The sequence below is a fragment of the Lentzea sp. NPDC055074 genome, from assembly GCF_053608005.1.
In genome coordinates this window covers 240,377-256,927 of the sequence record NZ_JBSGUQ010000014.1, presented here as the reverse complement: position 1 = coordinate 256,927, position 16,551 = coordinate 240,377, and the positions used below count along the sequence as shown (strand labels likewise).

General features: G+C 68.0%; 16 protein-coding genes. 10 read left to right on the top strand and 6 right to left on the bottom strand.

The window, feature by feature from the left end; all coding sequences use genetic code 11:
* Positions 1-274 precede the first annotated feature (274 nt).
* The 5 genes from ACWF7A_RS29400 to yhjD all read left to right on the top strand — a co-directional run bounded on the left by ACWF7A_RS29400 (position 275) and on the right by yhjD (position 6,909).
* Entirely contained in the window at positions 275-1,936 is a 1,662-nt protein-coding gene (locus ACWF7A_RS29400) for a TIGR03767 family metallophosphoesterase (RefSeq protein WP_452253719.1), read from the top strand.
* A 61-nt stretch (positions 1,937-1,997) separates the two neighbouring features.
* A complete protein-coding gene (locus ACWF7A_RS29395) occupies positions 1,998-4,520 on the top strand; it encodes a bifunctional FO biosynthesis protein CofGH (RefSeq protein WP_452253718.1) in 2,523 nt (840 codons plus the stop codon).
* Between the two features lie 123 nt (positions 4,521-4,643).
* Positions 4,644-4,835: a hypothetical protein gene (locus ACWF7A_RS29390; protein WP_452253717.1), complete on the top strand. Its 192-nt coding sequence runs from the start codon at positions 4,644-4,646 to the stop codon at positions 4,833-4,835.
* Positions 4,836-4,862: 27 nt separating this feature from the next.
* Entirely contained in the window at positions 4,863-5,885 is a 1,023-nt protein-coding gene (gene trpS / locus ACWF7A_RS29385) for a tryptophan--tRNA ligase (RefSeq protein ID WP_452253716.1), read from the top strand.
* 37 nt (positions 5,886-5,922) lie between these two features.
* On the top strand, positions 5,923-6,909 hold the full coding sequence (yhjD, locus tag ACWF7A_RS29380; protein ID WP_452253715.1) for an inner membrane protein YhjD: 987 nt from the start codon (positions 5,923-5,925) through the stop codon (positions 6,907-6,909).
* Between the two features lie 162 nt (positions 6,910-7,071).
* Here the strand turns inward: yhjD and ACWF7A_RS29375 are convergent, their stop codons facing one another.
* Positions 7,072-8,337, bottom strand: coding sequence for a D-alanyl-D-alanine carboxypeptidase family protein (locus ACWF7A_RS29375; protein WP_452253714.1), 1,266 nt, complete (start codon positions 8,335-8,337; stop codon positions 7,072-7,074).
* 61 nt (positions 8,338-8,398) lie between these two features.
* On the opposite strand from ACWF7A_RS29375, the gene ACWF7A_RS29370 reads away from it, so the two are divergent.
* A complete protein-coding gene (locus tag ACWF7A_RS29370) occupies positions 8,399-8,626 on the top strand; it encodes an SCO4848 family membrane protein (protein WP_452253713.1) in 228 nt (75 codons plus the stop codon).
* A gap of 9 nt (positions 8,627-8,635) precedes the next feature.
* Positions 8,636-8,986, top strand: a complete 351-nt coding sequence (locus ACWF7A_RS29365) for a hypothetical protein (protein WP_452253712.1) — start codon at positions 8,636-8,638, stop codon at positions 8,984-8,986.
* Positions 8,987-9,082: 96 nt separating this feature from the next.
* Here ACWF7A_RS29365 and ACWF7A_RS29360 read toward each other — a convergent pair whose 3' ends face one another.
* Complete coding sequence (locus tag ACWF7A_RS29360; RefSeq protein ID WP_452253711.1) at positions 9,083-9,595, bottom strand: hypothetical protein; 513 nt, start codon at positions 9,593-9,595, stop codon at positions 9,083-9,085.
* Between ACWF7A_RS29360 and ACWF7A_RS29355 the strand changes: the two genes are divergently transcribed.
* A complete protein-coding gene (locus ACWF7A_RS29355) occupies positions 9,582-9,740 on the top strand; it encodes an LPXTG cell wall anchor domain-containing protein (RefSeq protein ID WP_452253710.1) in 159 nt (52 codons plus the stop codon). The genes ACWF7A_RS29360 and ACWF7A_RS29355 overlap by 14 nt on opposite strands.
* A gap of 39 nt (positions 9,741-9,779) precedes the next feature.
* A complete protein-coding gene (locus ACWF7A_RS29350) occupies positions 9,780-10,694 on the top strand; it encodes a hypothetical protein (RefSeq protein ID WP_452253709.1) in 915 nt (304 codons plus the stop codon).
* Positions 10,695-11,318: 624 nt separating this feature from the next.
* Here the strand turns inward: ACWF7A_RS29350 and ACWF7A_RS29345 are convergent.
* Genes ACWF7A_RS29345 through sdhC form a run of 4 tightly spaced genes read right to left on the bottom strand, consistent with a single transcriptional unit; the run spans position 11,319 to position 14,710 of the window.
* Positions 11,319-12,101, bottom strand: a complete 783-nt coding sequence (locus tag ACWF7A_RS29345; protein ID WP_452253708.1) for a succinate dehydrogenase iron-sulfur subunit — start codon at positions 12,099-12,101, stop codon at positions 11,319-11,321.
* On the bottom strand, positions 12,101-13,855 hold the full coding sequence (sdhA, locus tag ACWF7A_RS29340) for a succinate dehydrogenase flavoprotein subunit (protein WP_452253707.1): 1,755 nt from the start codon (positions 13,853-13,855) through the stop codon (positions 12,101-12,103). Before sdhA ends, ACWF7A_RS29345 begins: the two co-directional genes overlap by 1 nt.
* A 22-nt stretch (positions 13,856-13,877) precedes the next feature.
* Positions 13,878-14,285: a succinate dehydrogenase hydrophobic membrane anchor subunit gene (locus ACWF7A_RS29335; RefSeq protein WP_452253706.1), complete on the bottom strand. Its 408-nt coding sequence runs from the start codon at positions 14,283-14,285 to the stop codon at positions 13,878-13,880.
* Positions 14,286-14,287: 2 nt separating this feature from the next.
* Complete coding sequence (sdhC, locus tag ACWF7A_RS29330) at positions 14,288-14,710, bottom strand: succinate dehydrogenase, cytochrome b556 subunit (protein WP_452253705.1); 423 nt, start codon at positions 14,708-14,710, stop codon at positions 14,288-14,290.
* 673 nt (positions 14,711-15,383) lie between these two features.
* Between sdhC and ACWF7A_RS29325 the strand changes: the two genes are divergently transcribed.
* A complete protein-coding gene (locus tag ACWF7A_RS29325; RefSeq protein ID WP_452253730.1) occupies positions 15,384-16,517 on the top strand; it encodes a BMP family lipoprotein in 1,134 nt (377 codons plus the stop codon).
* Positions 16,518-16,551: the final 34 nt, after the last annotated feature.

Here is a 16,551-nt window from a genome sequence, read left to right as displayed (position 1 = left end):
CCTCCGTGTGCGGTGAAGACCTAGACACCTCCACCACACACGGAGGTCTTCCTCATGATCAAGGCGACATGCCGGACACACCGTCAACAACGTCCGTGATCACTACAACTAGGCGACCATGCTTCTCCGCGAACGGGCAGGTGCCTGCCGCGAGTACTCCGGTTGACCCAGCCCGAACAGCCTTTATCGCTCTTGTCACCCGGCTGACGGCTCGATTCAACCCCGTCGTCCCCCGAACATGAACACGATTCACCATCGATGAATCGGGGGCGGCATGACAGGGTTCAACCGGCGGTCTTTCCTCCTGGCGATGGGTGTGGGTGCGGCGGGCGTGCCGCTGCTCGACCGCCAAGCGTTTGCGTCCACGGCGGGCACGACGCTCGACGTCACGGCCACACCGGTCGGCACCAGCGGTTATCGCCGTCTCGCGGCGGGCCCGGGCTGGCCGACGGTCGTGCGCGGTGACCTCGTCGCGGCCAAGCCCGGCCGGGAGGCTCGCAGGAAGGCGCTGACCAGCTTCGTGCAATTCAGCGACATGCACATCTGCGACGCCCAGAGCCCGCTGCGCTTCGAGTACCTGCACCCGATCATGGGCTCCAGCGCGCACCGGCCGCAGGAGGCGCTCACGACGCAGGGGTCGACGAGCCTGGTGAAGCGCGTCAACGCCGTGCGCAACGGGCCGTTGACCGGCAGGCCGTTCGACTTCCTCATGACGACCGGCGACAACACCGACAACCACGAGAACGTCGAGCTCGACTGGTATCTCACGGTCCTCAACGGCGGCCGCATCACGCCCAACACCGGCGACAGCAGGTACGAGGGCGTGCAGAACGCGGGCATCAGCACGTTCTGGCAGCCCGACCTGAGCGGCGGCGACGACTACAAGGCCGCCGGCTTCCCGCACCTGCCGGGGCTGCTGGACGCGGCGGTCCGCGAGTTCACCAGCCCCGGGCTGAACATCCCCTGGTACTCGACCATCGGCAACCACGACGACAGCGTCGTCGGCGCGCTGCCGGACGGGCTGCTCGACGGCTGGTACACCGGCCGCAAGAAGATCGTCGGGTTCGGCGACCCCGTGCAGAACGCGAAGGTCGCGCGGGCGTTCAACGACCCTGCGGCGATCCCTGAGGCCCTCGCGATCCTCGCGAGCAACAGCGGCGTCGTCCGCACCGTGACGCCTGATTCGAGGCGCAGGCTGTTCACCACCGGTGAGTTCGTGCGCAAGCATCTGCCGACGGGCGGTCACGGCTACACGGACGCCAACGCGGATGGTGTGGACGTCTTCTACACGTTCCGGATGGCGCCTGGTGTCACCGGCATCAGCATGGACACCACTAACCTCGCGGGGTTCTCCACGGGCTCGATTGGGCTCCATCAGCTCAACTGGATCGAGAAGACCCTCAGGCGCAACAGTTCGCTCTACTACGACTGGCTCGGTCTGCCGCAACGGCAGAACGTCACCGACGAGCTGTTCGTGCTCTTCAGTCACCACACGAGCTCGACGATGGGCAACGTCCTGCCGGACAAGCGCCGCCCGTTGGACCCGCGCATGAACGGCGACGCGCTGCTCAACCTCCTGCACCGCTTCCCGAACGTGGTGGCGTGGGTCAACGGCCACACGCACCGCAACGTCATCACCCCGCACCGGCACGAGACGCCGTCACGGAGCTTCTGGGAGATCAACACCGCCGCGCACGTCGACTACCCGCAGCACGCCCGCGTGATCGAGGTTGCGGACAACGGCGACGGCACGTTGTCGCTGTTCACGACGTTGCTCGAAGCCGACGCGCCGTACCAGGCCGACTACGACGACAGGTCGGACAGCGCCCTCGCGAGCCTTTGCCGGGAGTTCACCTACAACGACATCCACTCGCGGACGAACCCCCTCGGGACACCGCTCGACCGGAACACGGAGCTGCTCGTGGCCGTCCGCTGAGTGGGATGTCCCACAGCCGGTGCTGGGTGATCAGGAATTTCAGCGGCCTAAGGTCGTTGACGTGGCAGTGGACATCTCGCTAACCCCACCGCAGTCCCGTCCGAGTGCGGCGGCCATGCGGCGTGCGCTGCGCAGGGCCGCCGACGGTGCCGTGCTCGACGCGACCGAGGCCGCCGTGTTGCTGCACGCGCGCGAGGACGACCTGGACTCGTTGCTGACAGCGGCGGGCAAGGTCCGGGACGCGCACCTGCTCGCCGAGGGGCGTGCCGGGATCGTCACGTACAGCCGGTCGGTGTTCATCCCGCTGACGAGGCTGTGCCGGGACCGGTGCCACTACTGCACGTTCGCGACGGTGCCGCACAAGCTGCCCGCCGCGTTCCTCGAACGCGACGAGGTGCTGGCGATCGCCCGCGCCGGTGCCGCGCAGGGCTGCAAGGAAGCGCTCTTCACGCTCGGCGACCGGCCCGAGGAGCGCTGGCCCGCCGCGAAGGAGTGGCTGGAGGCGCGCGGCTACGAGTCCACTTTGGACTACGTGCGGGCCAGTGCCATCGCGGTGCTGGAGGAGACCGGGCTGCTGCCGCACCTCAACCCCGGCGTGCTGAGCTGGGAGGAGCTGACGCGGCTGCGGCCCGTCGCGTCCAGCATGGGCATGATGCTCGAGACCACCGCGGAACGGCTCTGGAGCGAGAAGGGCGGCCCGCACTACGGCAGCCCCGACAAGGATCCCGCCGTGCGCCTGCGGGTCCTGACCGACGCCGGCCGCGTGAACGTCCCGTTCACCACCGGCATCCTCATCGGCATCGGGGAGACGATCGCCGAGCGCGCCGAGTCGTTGCTCGCGATGCGTCAAGTCGCGAAGCAGTACGGGCACATCCAGGAAGTCATCATCCAGAACTTCCGCGCCAAGCCGGACACGGCGATGCGCGGCATGCCCGACGCCGACCTGACCGAGCTCGCGGCGACGATCGCCGTTGCGCGCCTTGTGATGCCGTCCACGGTGAGCGTGCAGGCACCGCCGAATCTCGTCGGCGGCGAGTTCGACCTCATGCTGCGCGCGGGCGTCGACGACTGGGGCGGCGTCTCCCCGGTCACGCCCGACCACGTGAACCCCGAGAAGCCGTGGCCCCAGGTCGACCAGCTCGCGGAGATCACCGCTCAGGCCGGTTTCTCCTTGCGGGAGCGGCTGAACGTCTACCCGCGCTACGTCCGCGCGGCAGCGGGGCAGTGGATCGACACCCGGCTCACCGCGCACGTTTCCGCGCTGGCACAGGAGAACGGCCTCGCGAACCCGGACGCCCCCGTGGCCGGCCGCGAGTGGCAGGAGCCCGACGGCGGGCTCGACACGTTCGGACGCGCGGACCTCAACACCGCGATCGACACCGAGGGCCGCACGAGCGACCGCCGCGGAGACTTCGACGAGGTCTACGGCGACTGGGACGAGCTGAAGATCCCCGTTGCGCCGCAACGACTCTCCGAAGACGTCCAACGTGGACTGAAGATCGCCGCGAACGACCCGGCGTCGTTGCTCGGCGACACCGACGCCGCGATGGCGCTGCTGACGGCCGACGGCGACGCGCTGGAGGAGATGGTCCGCCTCGCCGACGATCTCCGGCGCGAGGTGGTCGGTGACGACGTCACGTACGTGGTCAACCGGAACATCAACTTCTCCAACGTCTGCTACGTCGGTTGCCGCTTCTGCGCCTTCGCCCAGCGCGAGCGCGACGCGGACGCGTTCCGGTTGTCGACCGAGGACGTCGCCGACCGAGCGCAGGAGGCGTGGGACGACGGCGCCACCGAGGTCTGCATGCAGGGCGGCATCGACCCGAAGCTGCCGGTGACCTACTACGCCGACGTGGTGCGCGCGATCAAGAAGCGCGTGCCCGGGATGCACGTCCACGCGTTCAGCCCGATGGAGATCGTCTCCGCCGCGGCGAAGGCGGGAGTGAGCGTCCGCGAGTGGCTCACGGAACTCAAGGAAGCCGGCCTCGACACGATCCCCGGCACGGCGGCGGAGATCCTCGACGACGACGTCCGCTGGGTGCTGACCAAGGGCAAGCTGCCGACCGCGACCTGGCTCGACGTCGTCGGCACGGCCCATGAGCTGGGCATTCGCTCGTCGTCGACGATGATGTACGGCCACGTCGACCACCCCGGCCACTGGCTCACGCACTTCCGCGTCCTCGCGAACCTGCAGGACCGGACCGGCGGGCTGACCGAGTTCGTCGCGCTGCCGTTCGTGCACCGCAACGCCCCGATCTACCTGGCGGGAGTGGCCCGTCCGGGCCCCGGCCGCCGCGACAACCGCGCCGTGCACGCGTTCGCACGGCTGGCGCTGCACGGACGCGTGGACAACATCCAGTGCTCGTGGGTGAAGCTCGGCGACGAGGGCACCGCGGAGATCCTCAACGGCGGTGCGAACGACATCGGCGGCACGTTGATGGAGGAGACCATCAGTCGCATGGCCGGGTCCGAGCACGGATCGGCGCGCACTGTGAGTGAGCTCGAGACCCTGGCATCACTAGCAGGGCGTAACGCGCGTCAGCGGACTACGACATATGGGCGAGTGCGATCCGATCATCCGTGACCGATAGTCTGATTCGGCGCATCGACGCTACCGGCCATCGGTAGCTTGGCGGCCATTCAGTCAGCAAGGTTCACCCGTTCCGGGGTGGATCTGTGCCTTGGGGAGGCTCGGCAAGTGCACGGCATGAGTCTGGTACTGAGCGCGGCGGTCGAAAGCAGCATGACCGGCACCGCCGCGGGTCCCGTCGGCCTGATCGCGGTCACCGCGGGCGTCGGCGGCATGGTGTACGGCCTGGTGAAGCGGCGCAAGCCGGCCCCCGTCGTGGCGGCCAACCAGCGCATCGACCTGGTTCAGCAGGACACCGCGCAGAACTGATCTGCCTGGTCTGAGAAGATTTCGCTCGTGTCCACGGAGAACGCGCCTGCAGAGCCCGTAAAGCGCCCCCGCGTCCTGTCCGGCATCCAGCCGACGGCCGGGTCGTTCCACCTCGGCAACTACCTGGGTGCGGTGCGGCAGTGGGTGGCCCTGCAGGAGGCCCACGACGCGTTCTACTGCGTCGTCGACCTGCACGCGATCACCGTGGAGCAGAACCCGAAGGAACTGCGCCAGAACACGCGCGTCTCGGCCGCGCAGCTGCTCGCGCTGGGGATCGACCCGGATCGGGCGACCCTGTTCGTGCAGTCGCACGTCCCGGAACACGCCCAGCTCGGCTGGGTCATGCAGTGCATGACCGGTTTCGGCGAGGCGGCGCGGATGACGCAGTTCAAGGACAAGTCCGCACGTCAGGAGCAGTCCGTCGGCGTCGGCCTGTTCACGTACCCGATCCTGCAGGCCGCGGACATCCTGCTGTACCAGGCGCACTACGTGCCGGTCGGCGAGGACCAGCGCCAGCACCTGGAGCTGACCCGCGACCTCGCGACGCGCTTCAACTCGCGCTACGGCAAGACGTTCCGCCTGCCCGAGGCGTACATCGTCAAGGACACGGCCAAGATCTTCGACCTGCAGGAACCGACGGCGAAGATGAGCAAGTCGGTGCCCGGCGGTGTCGTCGAGCTGCTGGAGGACCCGAAGCGGTCGGCCAAGAAGATCCGCTCCGCGGTCACCGACACGGGCCGCGAGGTCCTCTTCGACGTCGAGAACAAGCCGGGCGTCTCGAACCTGCTGACGATCTACTCGGCGCTGACCGGGCGTTCCGTGGAGTCGCTGGTCGCCGACTACGACGGCAAGGGCTACGGCGACCTGAAGAAGGACCTCGGCGAGGTCTTCACCGAGTGGGTCACGCCCGTGCAGGAACGCGTGAAGATGTACCTCGACGACGTGGCGACCTTGGACAAGATCCTCGCCGCGGGTGCCGAGCGCGCCCGCGAGGTCGCATCGGGCACGTTGCGCCGCACGTACGACAAGCTCGGCTTCGTGCTCCCGTAACCTGCCCGGCTAGTGCAAGTGCACTAGCGTCTTGCTCGTGGACAAGTGGCGGCAGAAGTACGCGTGGCTCGACCACATCATGCGTGCTTACGAGCGGTTCGACCAGAGATACGGAACCCAGCACGCAGCTGCGGTCACGTACTTCAGCGTGCTCTCGCTCGTACCCATCCTGATGATCGGCTTCGCGGTCGCCGGTTTCGTGCTGCAGTCGCAGCCCGACCTGCTGGCGTCACTGCGGAACAGCATCGCCGAGGCGGTGCCCGACCCGCAGTTGCGCGACCAGATCAACGAGGCCGTGGACACCGCCCTGGAGTCCAAGGGCACCGTCGGCATCATCGGCCTGCTCGGTGCCGCCTACTCCGGTCTCGGCTGGATGAGCAACCTCCGCGACGCCCTCACCGCGCAGTGGGGTCAGGCCAAGGGTGAGCTGCCGTTCCTCGGCACGCTGTGGCGCGACCTGCTGTCGTTGCTCGGCCTGGGCCTCGCGATTGTGCTGTCGTTCGGCATCACGGCGCTGGGCACCGGCTTCGCCGAGCAGGTGCTGGAGTGGATGGGGCTGGCCGAGGCAGGCTGGGCCCACGTCCTGCTGCGCATCGGCACGATCCTGCTGTCGCTGCTCGCGAACTGGATGGTCTTCCTGTGGGTCCTGTCGCGGCTGCCGCGCAAGCCCGTGGGCTGGAAGAGCGCGGTGCGCGGTGCCCTGGCGGGCGCGATCGGCTTCGAGGTGCTCAAGCAGGCCGCCACGATCTTCCTGTCGTTCACGACCAAGTCACCGACGTCGGCGGCGTTCGGGTCGGTGATCGGTGTGCTGGTGTTCGCGAACCTCGTGGCGCAGTTCATCCTGTTCATCACGGCCTGGACGGCCACGGCCCGCGAGAACCGCGAGCCCGAGGTGGTGAAGGCGCCGCCGCCCGCGGTGATCCAGCCCGTGGTGTCGGTGCGGCAGGGCCCCTCGCCGTCGCTGATGATCGGTGCCGGCGCGGTGCTCGGTGCGGTCCTCGGGCTTCGGTGGCGCCGCAAGTAGCTCCGTTGGCGAGCCCCGTCACGGGTCGCAACTGTGGCGGGTGCGGCTCGCTGGCGTGACGAGCCGTGCTGCGGGCAGGGTCGACGGCGACCCGGCGGCAGAAGGCGGCACGAACGAGAACGGCCCCAGCGCGTGCGCGCTGGGGCCGTTGTCTTGGGGGCCTCAGAAGCCCTGTGCCGCCTGCGCGGCCTGGCGGCGTGCCCTGGCCGCCTTGGCCCGCTTGTTGCGGATGAAGAGCACGAGACCGGCCAGGAGGCCCAGGCCCGCGACCGCCGTGATCGGCAGGCCGACGGTGCCGAACGCGGTCGGCGTCTGCCGTCCGGTGGCCGGGTCGGTCGCCGCGACCTCCTCGGAGGTGTTCGTGTCCTGGGTGGGCACGACCTTCGGCTTGGGCTGCGGGGCGCCGTCGACGAGCTTGCCGACGCCGCCGGGGCCCATGGCGAAGCCGTAGTCGAGGAGCTTGCCCGCCTGGTTGTCGATGCGGGTCGGCGTCTGCTGGCCGCGCAGCAGCACCACGACGAGGCGGCGGCCGTTGCGTTCGGCCGCGCCCACGTAGGTGTGCTGCGAGTCGTCCGTGAAGCCGGTCTTGCCGCCCAGCGCGCCGTCGTAGTTCGCCAGCAGGCGGTTGTCGTTCTGCAGCATGATCGTGCCGCCGTTGCGGCCCGGGAACTGCGACTGCTGCAACTTGATGGCCTGCGCGAACTCGTCGTACTTCATCGCGCCGCGGAAGATCAGGCCGACGTCGTAGGCCGAGGTGCTGGTGCCGGGGGCGTCGAGGCCCGACGGGGTCACGGCGCGGGTGTCGAGGGCGCCGAGCTCCTTGGCCATGGCGTTCATCTTGCGCAGGGCGTTCGGGACGCCACCGAGCTGACGGGCCAGGGTGTGCGCCACGTCGTTGCCCGAGGTGAGCAGCAGGCCGTGCAGCAGCTGGCGGACCGTGTACTGGCCACCGTCCTTGAGGCCGACGCAGGTGCATTCCTGCTGCGTGTCCTCGGCGCTGGCGGTGACGACCAGGTCGCCACGCAGTTCCTTGGCGACGACCATCGCGAGGAGCACCTTCATGATGCTCGCGGGGCGCTGACGGCCGTGCGGGTCGTATGCGGCGATGACGGCGCCGCTGTCCATGTCCGCGAGCAACCACGAGGCCGCGGTGATGCCGCTGGGCGGTGGGGCCGAGTTCGGCGGCAGGATCAGGCCGCACTCACCCAGTCGGTCACCGCCGATGGGCTTCTCGGGCACCTCGAGCGCGGTCGGGGCCTTCTGGCCGGGCGCGGGCTGCTCCGACGTGTCCACCGGCGGCGGAGGGGTCTCGCGGTTAGCGCACTGCGCCGAGCCGGCGGCCTGCTGTGCGGTGCTCGTCGGTGCGGCGAACGCGGCGGTGGCCGTTGCTAGGACCAGGGCGACGATGAGCCGTTTTGGGAAGGGCACACGTTCAGGCTATCCACCCCCGTTTAGCCGCTTGCACGCACCACGTCTGATACTGGTGAACGTGAAGCTCTCGCGCCCGATGTCACTCTTCCTGGTGGCTTTCGGGGTGTGGTCGTGGGTGATCTGGCCCACGTTCCTGAAGAACATCTGGAAGGACCCGCGTTCGTTCAGCGACGGACCTACGGCCTTCTTCACGGTGCACCTGGTGCTCGTGATCGCCTCGCTCGTGTTCGGCACCGTCATCGGCGTGCTGGGCGCGCGGGGTTTCCTCGCCACTCGACGTCGATAGGAAAACGCTGTGGAGTTCGTACGCCTGCTGCTGGTGTTCCTGCACCTGCTCGGCATGGGCATGCTCGTCGCGATGATCATGTTGCAGGCCCGGGCCGGCAAGGACGCGCCGGTCAACAAGGGCTGGCTGCACGGTGCGGCCCTGCAGCTGCTGACCGGCATCGCGCTGGTCGCCATCGACCCGCTGGTCGACACCGTGAAGTACGACCACATCAAGATCGGCGTCAAGCTGCTGGTGGTCGTCGCCATCGCCGCCGTCGTGGCGATCAACGTCAACAAGCCGAAGGCCCCGTCGTGGCTGATGCCGACGGCCGCGTCGCTGGTCGTCCTGAACGTGGGCATCGCCGTCTTCTGGACCTGATCGGGGGAGTTTCGATCACTCGCGGGTGATGCGGGCGTGCTTTTGGCCCAACCTGCTGTACCTGCACGCAACCATCCGTGGCATGTCACGTATCGCCTATATCGGTGTGCTCACCGCCGGGGCAGTGTTGACGGTCGTCTCACTGCACGGTGCCGCCCCGGAGGCTTCGGCCACCGGGGATGGCCAGGTGTGCGCCGCTGCGTGGTGCCCGAAGGAACAGCCGGGATGGCGCGCGCCGTCGCCGAGAGGTGAAGAGCCTCCGTCGTCGACCACGACCACCCCGACGACCACCACCACCCCGTACACGACGACCTCGACCACCACGACTACGCCACCGGTGACCACCACCACGACGGAGTCCACGACCACGACGACGCCGGTGACCACCACCACGGAGTCCACGACCACCACGACGGAGTCGACGACCACGACGTCGTCCACCACGTCCTCCACCACCACGACCACGCCGACGTCGTCGACCACGACCTCGACGTCCTCGTCCACCACCACGCCGCCGACCTCGACGACGACGTCCGGCACCACCACGCCGCCGGTGACGACGACCACCACGAAGCCGCGGCTCACGACGCCGCCGGTGACCACCACCACGCACGCGGTCCCGGTCCACCAGGACAACCGCCTCGCCAACACCGGCACCTCGCCCGTGTGGACCCTGCTGCTCGGCGTGCTGATGCTCGTCGGCGGCTCGATCCTGATGCTGCTGGACCGCGCCAGGCGTCAGCCCAGGCGCTGATCGCCGAATTCTGTCGGTGGTCCTCGTCACACTGATGACGTGCGAATCGAACACCTGCGCGAACGCAGCGATCTCGGCGTCATCAGTGCCGGCACCCTGAAGTCACTGGGTGTCACCAACCCGTGGCGAAGATGCGCGTCGGGCGGGCCGTGGCAACGCATGTACCCAGGCGTGGTGCTGCTGCACAACGGCCCGCCCACCCCGGACCAACAACTGACGGCGGCACTCCTGCGAGCAGGCCCGGGAGCCGTGGTAACCGGTGCCTGGGCCTGCCGCCGCCACGGCCTCCCCGCCCGAGGCGAGGAGATCCACCTCCTGGTGCCGGGCTCGGCCCGAGGCACCGGCACCCTGATCCTCGAACGAGCCACCCCCGTCCCTCCCGCCTCGGACGTGGGCGGCTTCCCCGTGGTGTCCGCAGCCCGCGCCGTCGTGGACGCCTGCCGCTTCCTGCGCACAGCCGACGAGGCCACGGCCTTGGTCGCCGTCGCGATCCAACGAGGCCGCTGCACCCCCGCAGAAATCCAGACAGAGGCCCGCACGAACCGCTTCGGCACGAAGCTGGCCCGCACCGTCCTCCGCGAACTGGGCAGAGCGGAGTCGGTGGCAGAACGAGACGCCCGCCGCCTCTCTCGCAAGATCCGCCTCACGACACCGCACTGGAACACCACGATCGCCGGCGCCGACAGCCTGATCATCGGCAGGCCGGACGCCTGGTACGACGACGTGGGCCTGGCCTGGGAGATCGACTCACGAGCGTTCCACTACGGCCCGCGCGACTACGAACGCACCCTCGCGCGCAACAGTCGTTATGCGGCAGCGGGAATCCTTGTGGTGCAGACGTTGCCGACCCGCCTGCGCGACCACCCGGAGGCGGTGGCCCGCGAGCTGAAGGCCGCGCACAGGGCAGCAGCGGCCAGACCCCGGCCACCAGTGCACGTGGTGGAGGTGAGCTGAGGGGCAGCGGGCAGTCGGGGCCTGGGAACGAAAGGCGAGGGCGAGGCGGCGCAGTCCCTGGCGGGGGAGCGGGCTCGCGTGGCTTGGCGGGCGGCGATGGAGGAGCCGTGGCGTTGACCGGTGGAGGACGGAGGCGGCGATGGCACCGTGAAGCGGGTCTGTGCGGCTTGGTAAGCGATGGCGATGCGAAGCGAGCGAGCTCGTAGGCGAAGCGAGCTCGGACGAGCCAAAGGGCATGGTCAGCCCGAGCAGTGGCGATGCGGAGCGAGCCGTCCGAACCTGCTGCCTGCATGTAAAGCGGTAGGCCCCTCGACTGGCGATTGGGGCTTTACCTCGAGGGGCGGGATGCCACCCTCGCGGGCACGGCCGGGCGCTTTTCAGCCCGGCCTTTTCCGGCCGTCAAGCATCCCGCCAGAGGCTCGAGGTCAAGCCCCAATCGCCACGCCTTCGATTCGTCACTGCCTGACGGACCACCCACGCAAAGCGACTCGCCACCACAGCAAGGCGACCCCTCCGCTGAAACAGGAACCAACCAACGCAACAGGACCCGCACGCAACCAGACCCGCCAAACCAAAACGCCGCGCCCCCCAAAGGGAACGCGGCGCTTAGAAACCCCAGAACGATCAGACGCGCTTGAACAGCAGCGCGCGCTTCACTTCCTGAATGGCCTTCGTGACCTGAATCCCGCGAGGACAGGCGTCAGTGCAGTTGAACGTGGTACGGCACCGCCACACGCCATCGATGTCGTTGAGGATGTCCAACCGCTCCTCGGCACCCTCGTCCCGAGAGTCGAAGATGAACCGGTGCGCGTTGACGATCGCGGCAGGTCCGAAGTACGAGCCCTCGGTCCAGTAGACCGGGCAGGACGTGGTGCAGCAAGCACACAGGATGCACTTGGTCGTGTCGTCGAACCGCTCGCGGTCGGCAACAGACTGGATCCGCTCGCGCGTCGGCTCGTTGCCGTACGTCACGAGGTAGGGCTTGACCGCCCGGAAAGCCTCGAAGAACGGCTCCATGTCGACAAGCAGGTCCTTGTTCACCGGCAGGCCCTTGATGGGCTCGATGGTGATCGTGGTGTGCTTGTCACCCTTCTCCAGCAGGTCCTTCAGCAGAACCTTGCAGGCAAGCCGGTTGACACCGTTGATGCGCATGGCGTCCGAACCACAGATGCCATGTGCGCACGAACGCCTGAAAGTCAGCGTCCCGTCCACGTACCACTTGATGTGGTGCAGCAGGTTCAGCACGCGGTCCGACGGCAGCGCCGGGATGTCGAACGAGTCCCAGCGCGGCTCGTCGTCGACCTCCGGGTTGAACCGGCGGATCTTCACGGTGACTGTGACGGCGCCGTCCGGAACCGGGGGCTGCGAGCCGCGCGAGCCGGTGGCAGTTTCAGCGGTGGCGGTCATCAGTACTTGCGCTCCATCGGCTTGTACCGGGTAAAGGTCACGGGCTTGAAGTCCATGCGGATGTCCGCGGAGAGACCGTCGCCCTGCTTGTAGAACATGCTGTGGCGCATGAAGTTCGTGTCGTCGCGGTTCGGGTAGTCCTCGCGGGCGTGGCCGCCGCGGGACTCCTTGCGCGCCAGCGCGCCGTGGACGAGCACCTCGGCCAGCTCGAGCAGGAAGCCGAGCTCGACGGCCTCGAGCAGGTCCGTGTTGAAGCGCTTGCCCTTGTCCTGCACGGAGATGTGGGCGTAACGCTCCTTCAGCGCCTGCACGTCGTGCAGTGCCGTCTTCAGCGTGTCCTCGGTGCGGTACACGGACGCGTTGGCGTCCATGGTGGCCTGCAGCTCGGTGCGGATGTCCGCGACGCGCTCCTGGCCGTGCTCCGACAGGGCCAGCGCCACCTGGGCCTCGACCGAGGCGGCCGGGTTCTCCGGCAGCTCGACGTGCGACTCGCGGGAGTTGGCGTACTCCGCGGCGGCGATGCCGGCGCGGCGGCCGAAGACGTTGATGTCCAGCAGCGAGTTCGTGCCGAGGCGGTTCGCGCCGTGCACGGAGACGCAGGCGCACTCGCCGGCGGCGTAGAGGCCCGGGACGATGTTGTCGTTGTCCCGCAGCACTTCGCCGTGGATGTTCGTCGGGATGCCACCCATCGCGTAGTGCGCGGTCGGGTAGACCGGGACGGGCTCGACGACCGGGTCGACGGCCAGGTAGGTCCGCGCGAACTCGGTGATGTCCGGCAGCTTGGTCTCGAGGACCTCGGCACCGAGGTGCGTGCAGTCCAGCAGCACGTAGTCCTTGTTCGGACCGGCGCCGCGGCCTTCCAGCACCTCGAGGGCCATCGAACGGGCCACGATGTCGCGCGGCGCCAGGTCCTTGATGGTCGGGGCGTAGCGCTCCATGAACCGCTCACCCGAGGCGTTGCGCAGGATCGCGCCCTCGCCTCGCGCACCCTCGGTCAGCAGGATGCCGAGACCGGCGAGGCCGGTCGGGTGGAACTGGTAGAACTCCATGTCCTCCAGGGGCAGGCCCTTGCGGAAGACGATGCCCATGCCGTCGCCGGTCAGCGTGTGGGCGTTCGACGTGGTCTTGAAGACCTTGCCGAAACCACCGGTCGCGAACACGACGGACTTGGCCTGGAAGACGTGGATCTCGCCGGTCGCGAGCTCGTAGGCGACGGCGCCGGTGCAGACCGGGCCGTTCTCCGTCTCGGTCAGGCAGATGTCGAGCACGTAGAACTCGTTGAAGAACTCGATGCCGTGCTTGACGCAGTTCTGGTAGAGCGTCTGCAGGATCATGTGACCGGTGCGGTCCGCGGCGTAGCAGGCGCGGCGCACGGCGGCTTCACCGTGGTTGCGCGTGTGGCCGCCGAACCGGCGCTGGTCGATCTTGCCCTCGGGCGTGCGGTTGAACGGCAGGCCCATCTTCTCGAGGTCGAGAACGGCGTCGATGGCCTCCTTCGCCATGATCTCGGCGGCGTCCTGGTCGACCAGGTAGTCGCCGCCCTTGATCGTGTCGAAGGTGTGCCACTCCCAGTTGTCCTCCTCGACGTTGGCGAGGGCGGCGCACATGCCGCCCTGGGCCGCGCCGGTGTGGGAACGCGTGGGGTAGAGCTTGGTGAGCACCGCGGTGCGGGCGCGCTGGCCGGACTCGATCGCCGCGCGCATTCCGGCACCACCAGCGCCGATGATGATCACGTCGTACTTGTGGAACTGCATTGTGGTGGGCTCCCCGCGCGGGTCAGTTCGAGATGTTCGGGTCGAAGGTGAAGATCACGAACGTGCCGAGCGAGATGATCAGGACCATCGACACGTAGAGCAGCATCTTCAACCAGAACCGGGTGGAGTCCTTGCGGGCGTAGTCGTTGATGACCGTCCGCACGCCGTTGCCGCCGTGGATCTGCGCGAGCCAGAGCATCGCGAGGTCCCAGAACTGCCAGAACGGCGAGGCCCAGCGGCCGGCGACGAAGCCGAAGTTGATCTTGTGGACGCCGCCGTCGAGGATGTTCATGATGAACAGGTGGCCCAGGACCAGGACCACGAGCAGCAGGCCGGAGAGGCGCATGAACAGCCAGCTGTAGAGCTCGCCGTTGCCGCGGCGGGCCGCCGGGCGGCGCGGCTGGCGGGGCTTGTCGAGAGAGAGTGACATGGTCAGTGACCCCCAACCAGGTCGGAGATCGTGCGCTCCATCATGAAGTAGAAGCCGGGGATCATCACGACGACCCAGACGGCCAGCACGGTCCAGAGCATGACCCGCTGGTACTTGGCGCCCTTCTCCCAGAAGTCGACCAGCATGACCCGGATCCCGTTCAGCGCGTGGTAGAGCACCGCGCCGACGAGGCCGACCTCGAAGAGGTTGACGATCGGGTTCTTGTAAGTCTCGATCACCGCGTCGTACGCGTTCGGGGACACCCGCACGAGGGCGGTGTCGAGCACGTGGGTGAAGAGGAAGAAGAACGTGAGGACACCGGTGATCCGGTGGGCGACCCAGGACCACATGCCCAGATCACCGCGGTAGAGCGTCCCACCCCCTCGGGTGGTGCCCGGCCGTTCGGGTGCGCCTGCGCTGGTCATGCGCCGCGGCCTCCAACGTCAGTGGTGGTGGTCGGCGAACAGTTCTGCCCGACCATGACCGGAAAATCCTAGTCCCGCACGTTGGAACACTCCCAGCAGGCGCACCCGCTCTGTGATCGATGAGACACGCTGTCGATCGGCCAAGCGGTCTTGATCGATACCGAAATGCGTCCCACGCCACAAAAACGGGCGAAAGGCGGACGGCGGCCCGGACCTCCGCCTTGGTCCGGGCCGCCGTCGTCGGCAAGGGCACTTGCCACCAGGTACACGACGCCGGAGCCCGAACGGTTCAACGGCGGTGACATTCCCGTGTCAGCCGTGCGGCAGAGCGTCGGCCCATCCTGGCGCCATGGGGAGGGAGAACCCACCGCGTCCGCCTGCGGGCGGCCCGGTCTCGGGGATGTCAGGTGCGCTGGAGCGGTGGGCTTGGAGAGCGGAACTGCTCCATCCGGAGGAAGATCAGGGCGAGGAAGCGGCAGAAGGGGACGTTTCGCCACGCCCCGAACACGATTGATCACCACTCGTACGGCCAAAGCGTCGAATGCGTAACCGATAGGGGTCTTTGTAGGTGCTGGCGGCAACGGGGTTGGTTACTAAGAGGTACGGTGCCGCCTCTAGGACCCAACGTCGTTGGGGAGGAACCTCAGGGAGGAGACGAGCCGTGCGTCGTCGTATGCGTGGTGTCGCGGTCGCCGCGATCGCGTTGACCAGCGTGATGACTATGGCCGCCTGCGCGAAGGACTCGGGTGGCGGGAGCAACAACGCGGGTACCGGAACGGGTGCCGCCTGCGAGTTCGCCGAGGCCCCGAGCGCGCCTGCTACCTCGAACACCAGCGCCGCCAACGGCGACAAGGTGGACGCGAGCACGCTGAAGATCGGTCTGGCCTACGACATCGGTGGCCGTGGCGACGCGTCGTTCAACGACTCCGCCGCCGCCGGTCTCGACAAGGCCATCGCGGACATGGGCGTGAAGAAGGAGAACACGCGCGAGCTGTCCGCCGCCCCGAACGAGGACGAGTCGGCCAAGCAGACCCGTCTGCGTCAGCTGGCGTCCGAGGGCTTCAGCCCGATCATCGGTGTCGGCTTCGCCTACGCCGAGTCGATGAAGCTCGTCGCCGCGGAGTTCCCGAACGTCAAGTTCGGCCTGGTCGACTCGGCCGTCGAGGGTGCCGCGAACGTCACCCCGCTGCTGTTCGCCGAGCAGGAGGGCTCCTTCCTGGCCGGCGTCATCGCCGCGTACCAGAGCAAGAAGTGCCACGTGGGCTTCGTCGGCGGTGTCGAGATCCCGCTGATCCAGAAGTTCGAGGCCGGCTACTTCCAGGGTGCCAAGGCCGCCGCGCCGAAGATCCAGGTCGAGAAGAAGTACATCACCCCGGCCGGTGACTTCACGGGCTTCCAGGACGCCCCGAAGGGTCAGGAAGCGGCGAAGGGCCAGATCGACAAGGGCGCCGACGTCATCTACCAGGCCGCGGGTGCGTCCGGTAAGGGCATCTTCTCGGCCGCCAAGCAGGGTGGCGTGCTCGCCATCGGCGTCGACTCCGACCAGTACAACCAGGCGACCGTCGCCGACACCAAGGACGTCATCGTGTCGTCCATGCTCAAGCGCGTCGACGTCGCGGTCTACGACTTCGTCAAGGCCGTCGCCAAGAACGACATCGCCTCGCTGCCGAAGGTCTTCGACCTGAAGGTCAACGGTGTCGGCTACTCCACGTCGGGTGGCAAGATCGACGCGAAGCTGCAGGGCATCCTCGAGGGCTACAAGGCCCAGATCATCGAGGGCAAGATCAAGGTCGCGGACAAGCCGTAGTCCGTCAGTCCGCTAGTCGTTCGCACGTGCCGGG

Bases quoted from the DNA above. Each gene is read 5' to 3' on its own strand.
- ACWF7A_RS29390 (WP_452253717.1), top strand. From the start codon at position 4,644: ATGAGTCTGGTACTGAGCGCGGCGGTCGAAAGCAGCATGACCGGCACC.
- ACWF7A_RS29345 (WP_452253708.1), bottom strand. From the start codon at position 12,101: ATGACCGCCACCGCTGAAACTGCCACCGGCTCGCGCGGCTCGCAGCCC.
- ACWF7A_RS29335 (WP_452253706.1), bottom strand. From the start codon at position 14,285: ATGTCACTCTCTCTCGACAAGCCCCGCCAGCCGCGCCGCCCGGCGGCC.
- ACWF7A_RS29325 (WP_452253730.1), top strand. From the start codon at position 15,384: ATGCGTGGTGTCGCGGTCGCCGCGATCGCGTTGACCAGCGTGATGACT.
- ACWF7A_RS29400 (WP_452253719.1), top strand. From the start codon at position 275: ATGACAGGGTTCAACCGGCGGTCTTTCCTCCTGGCGATGGGTGTGGGT.
- sdhA (WP_452253707.1), bottom strand. From the start codon at position 13,855: ATGCAGTTCCACAAGTACGACGTGATCATCATCGGCGCTGGTGGTGCC.
- sdhC (WP_452253705.1), bottom strand. From the start codon at position 14,710: ATGACCAGCGCAGGCGCACCCGAACGGCCGGGCACCACCCGAGGGGGT.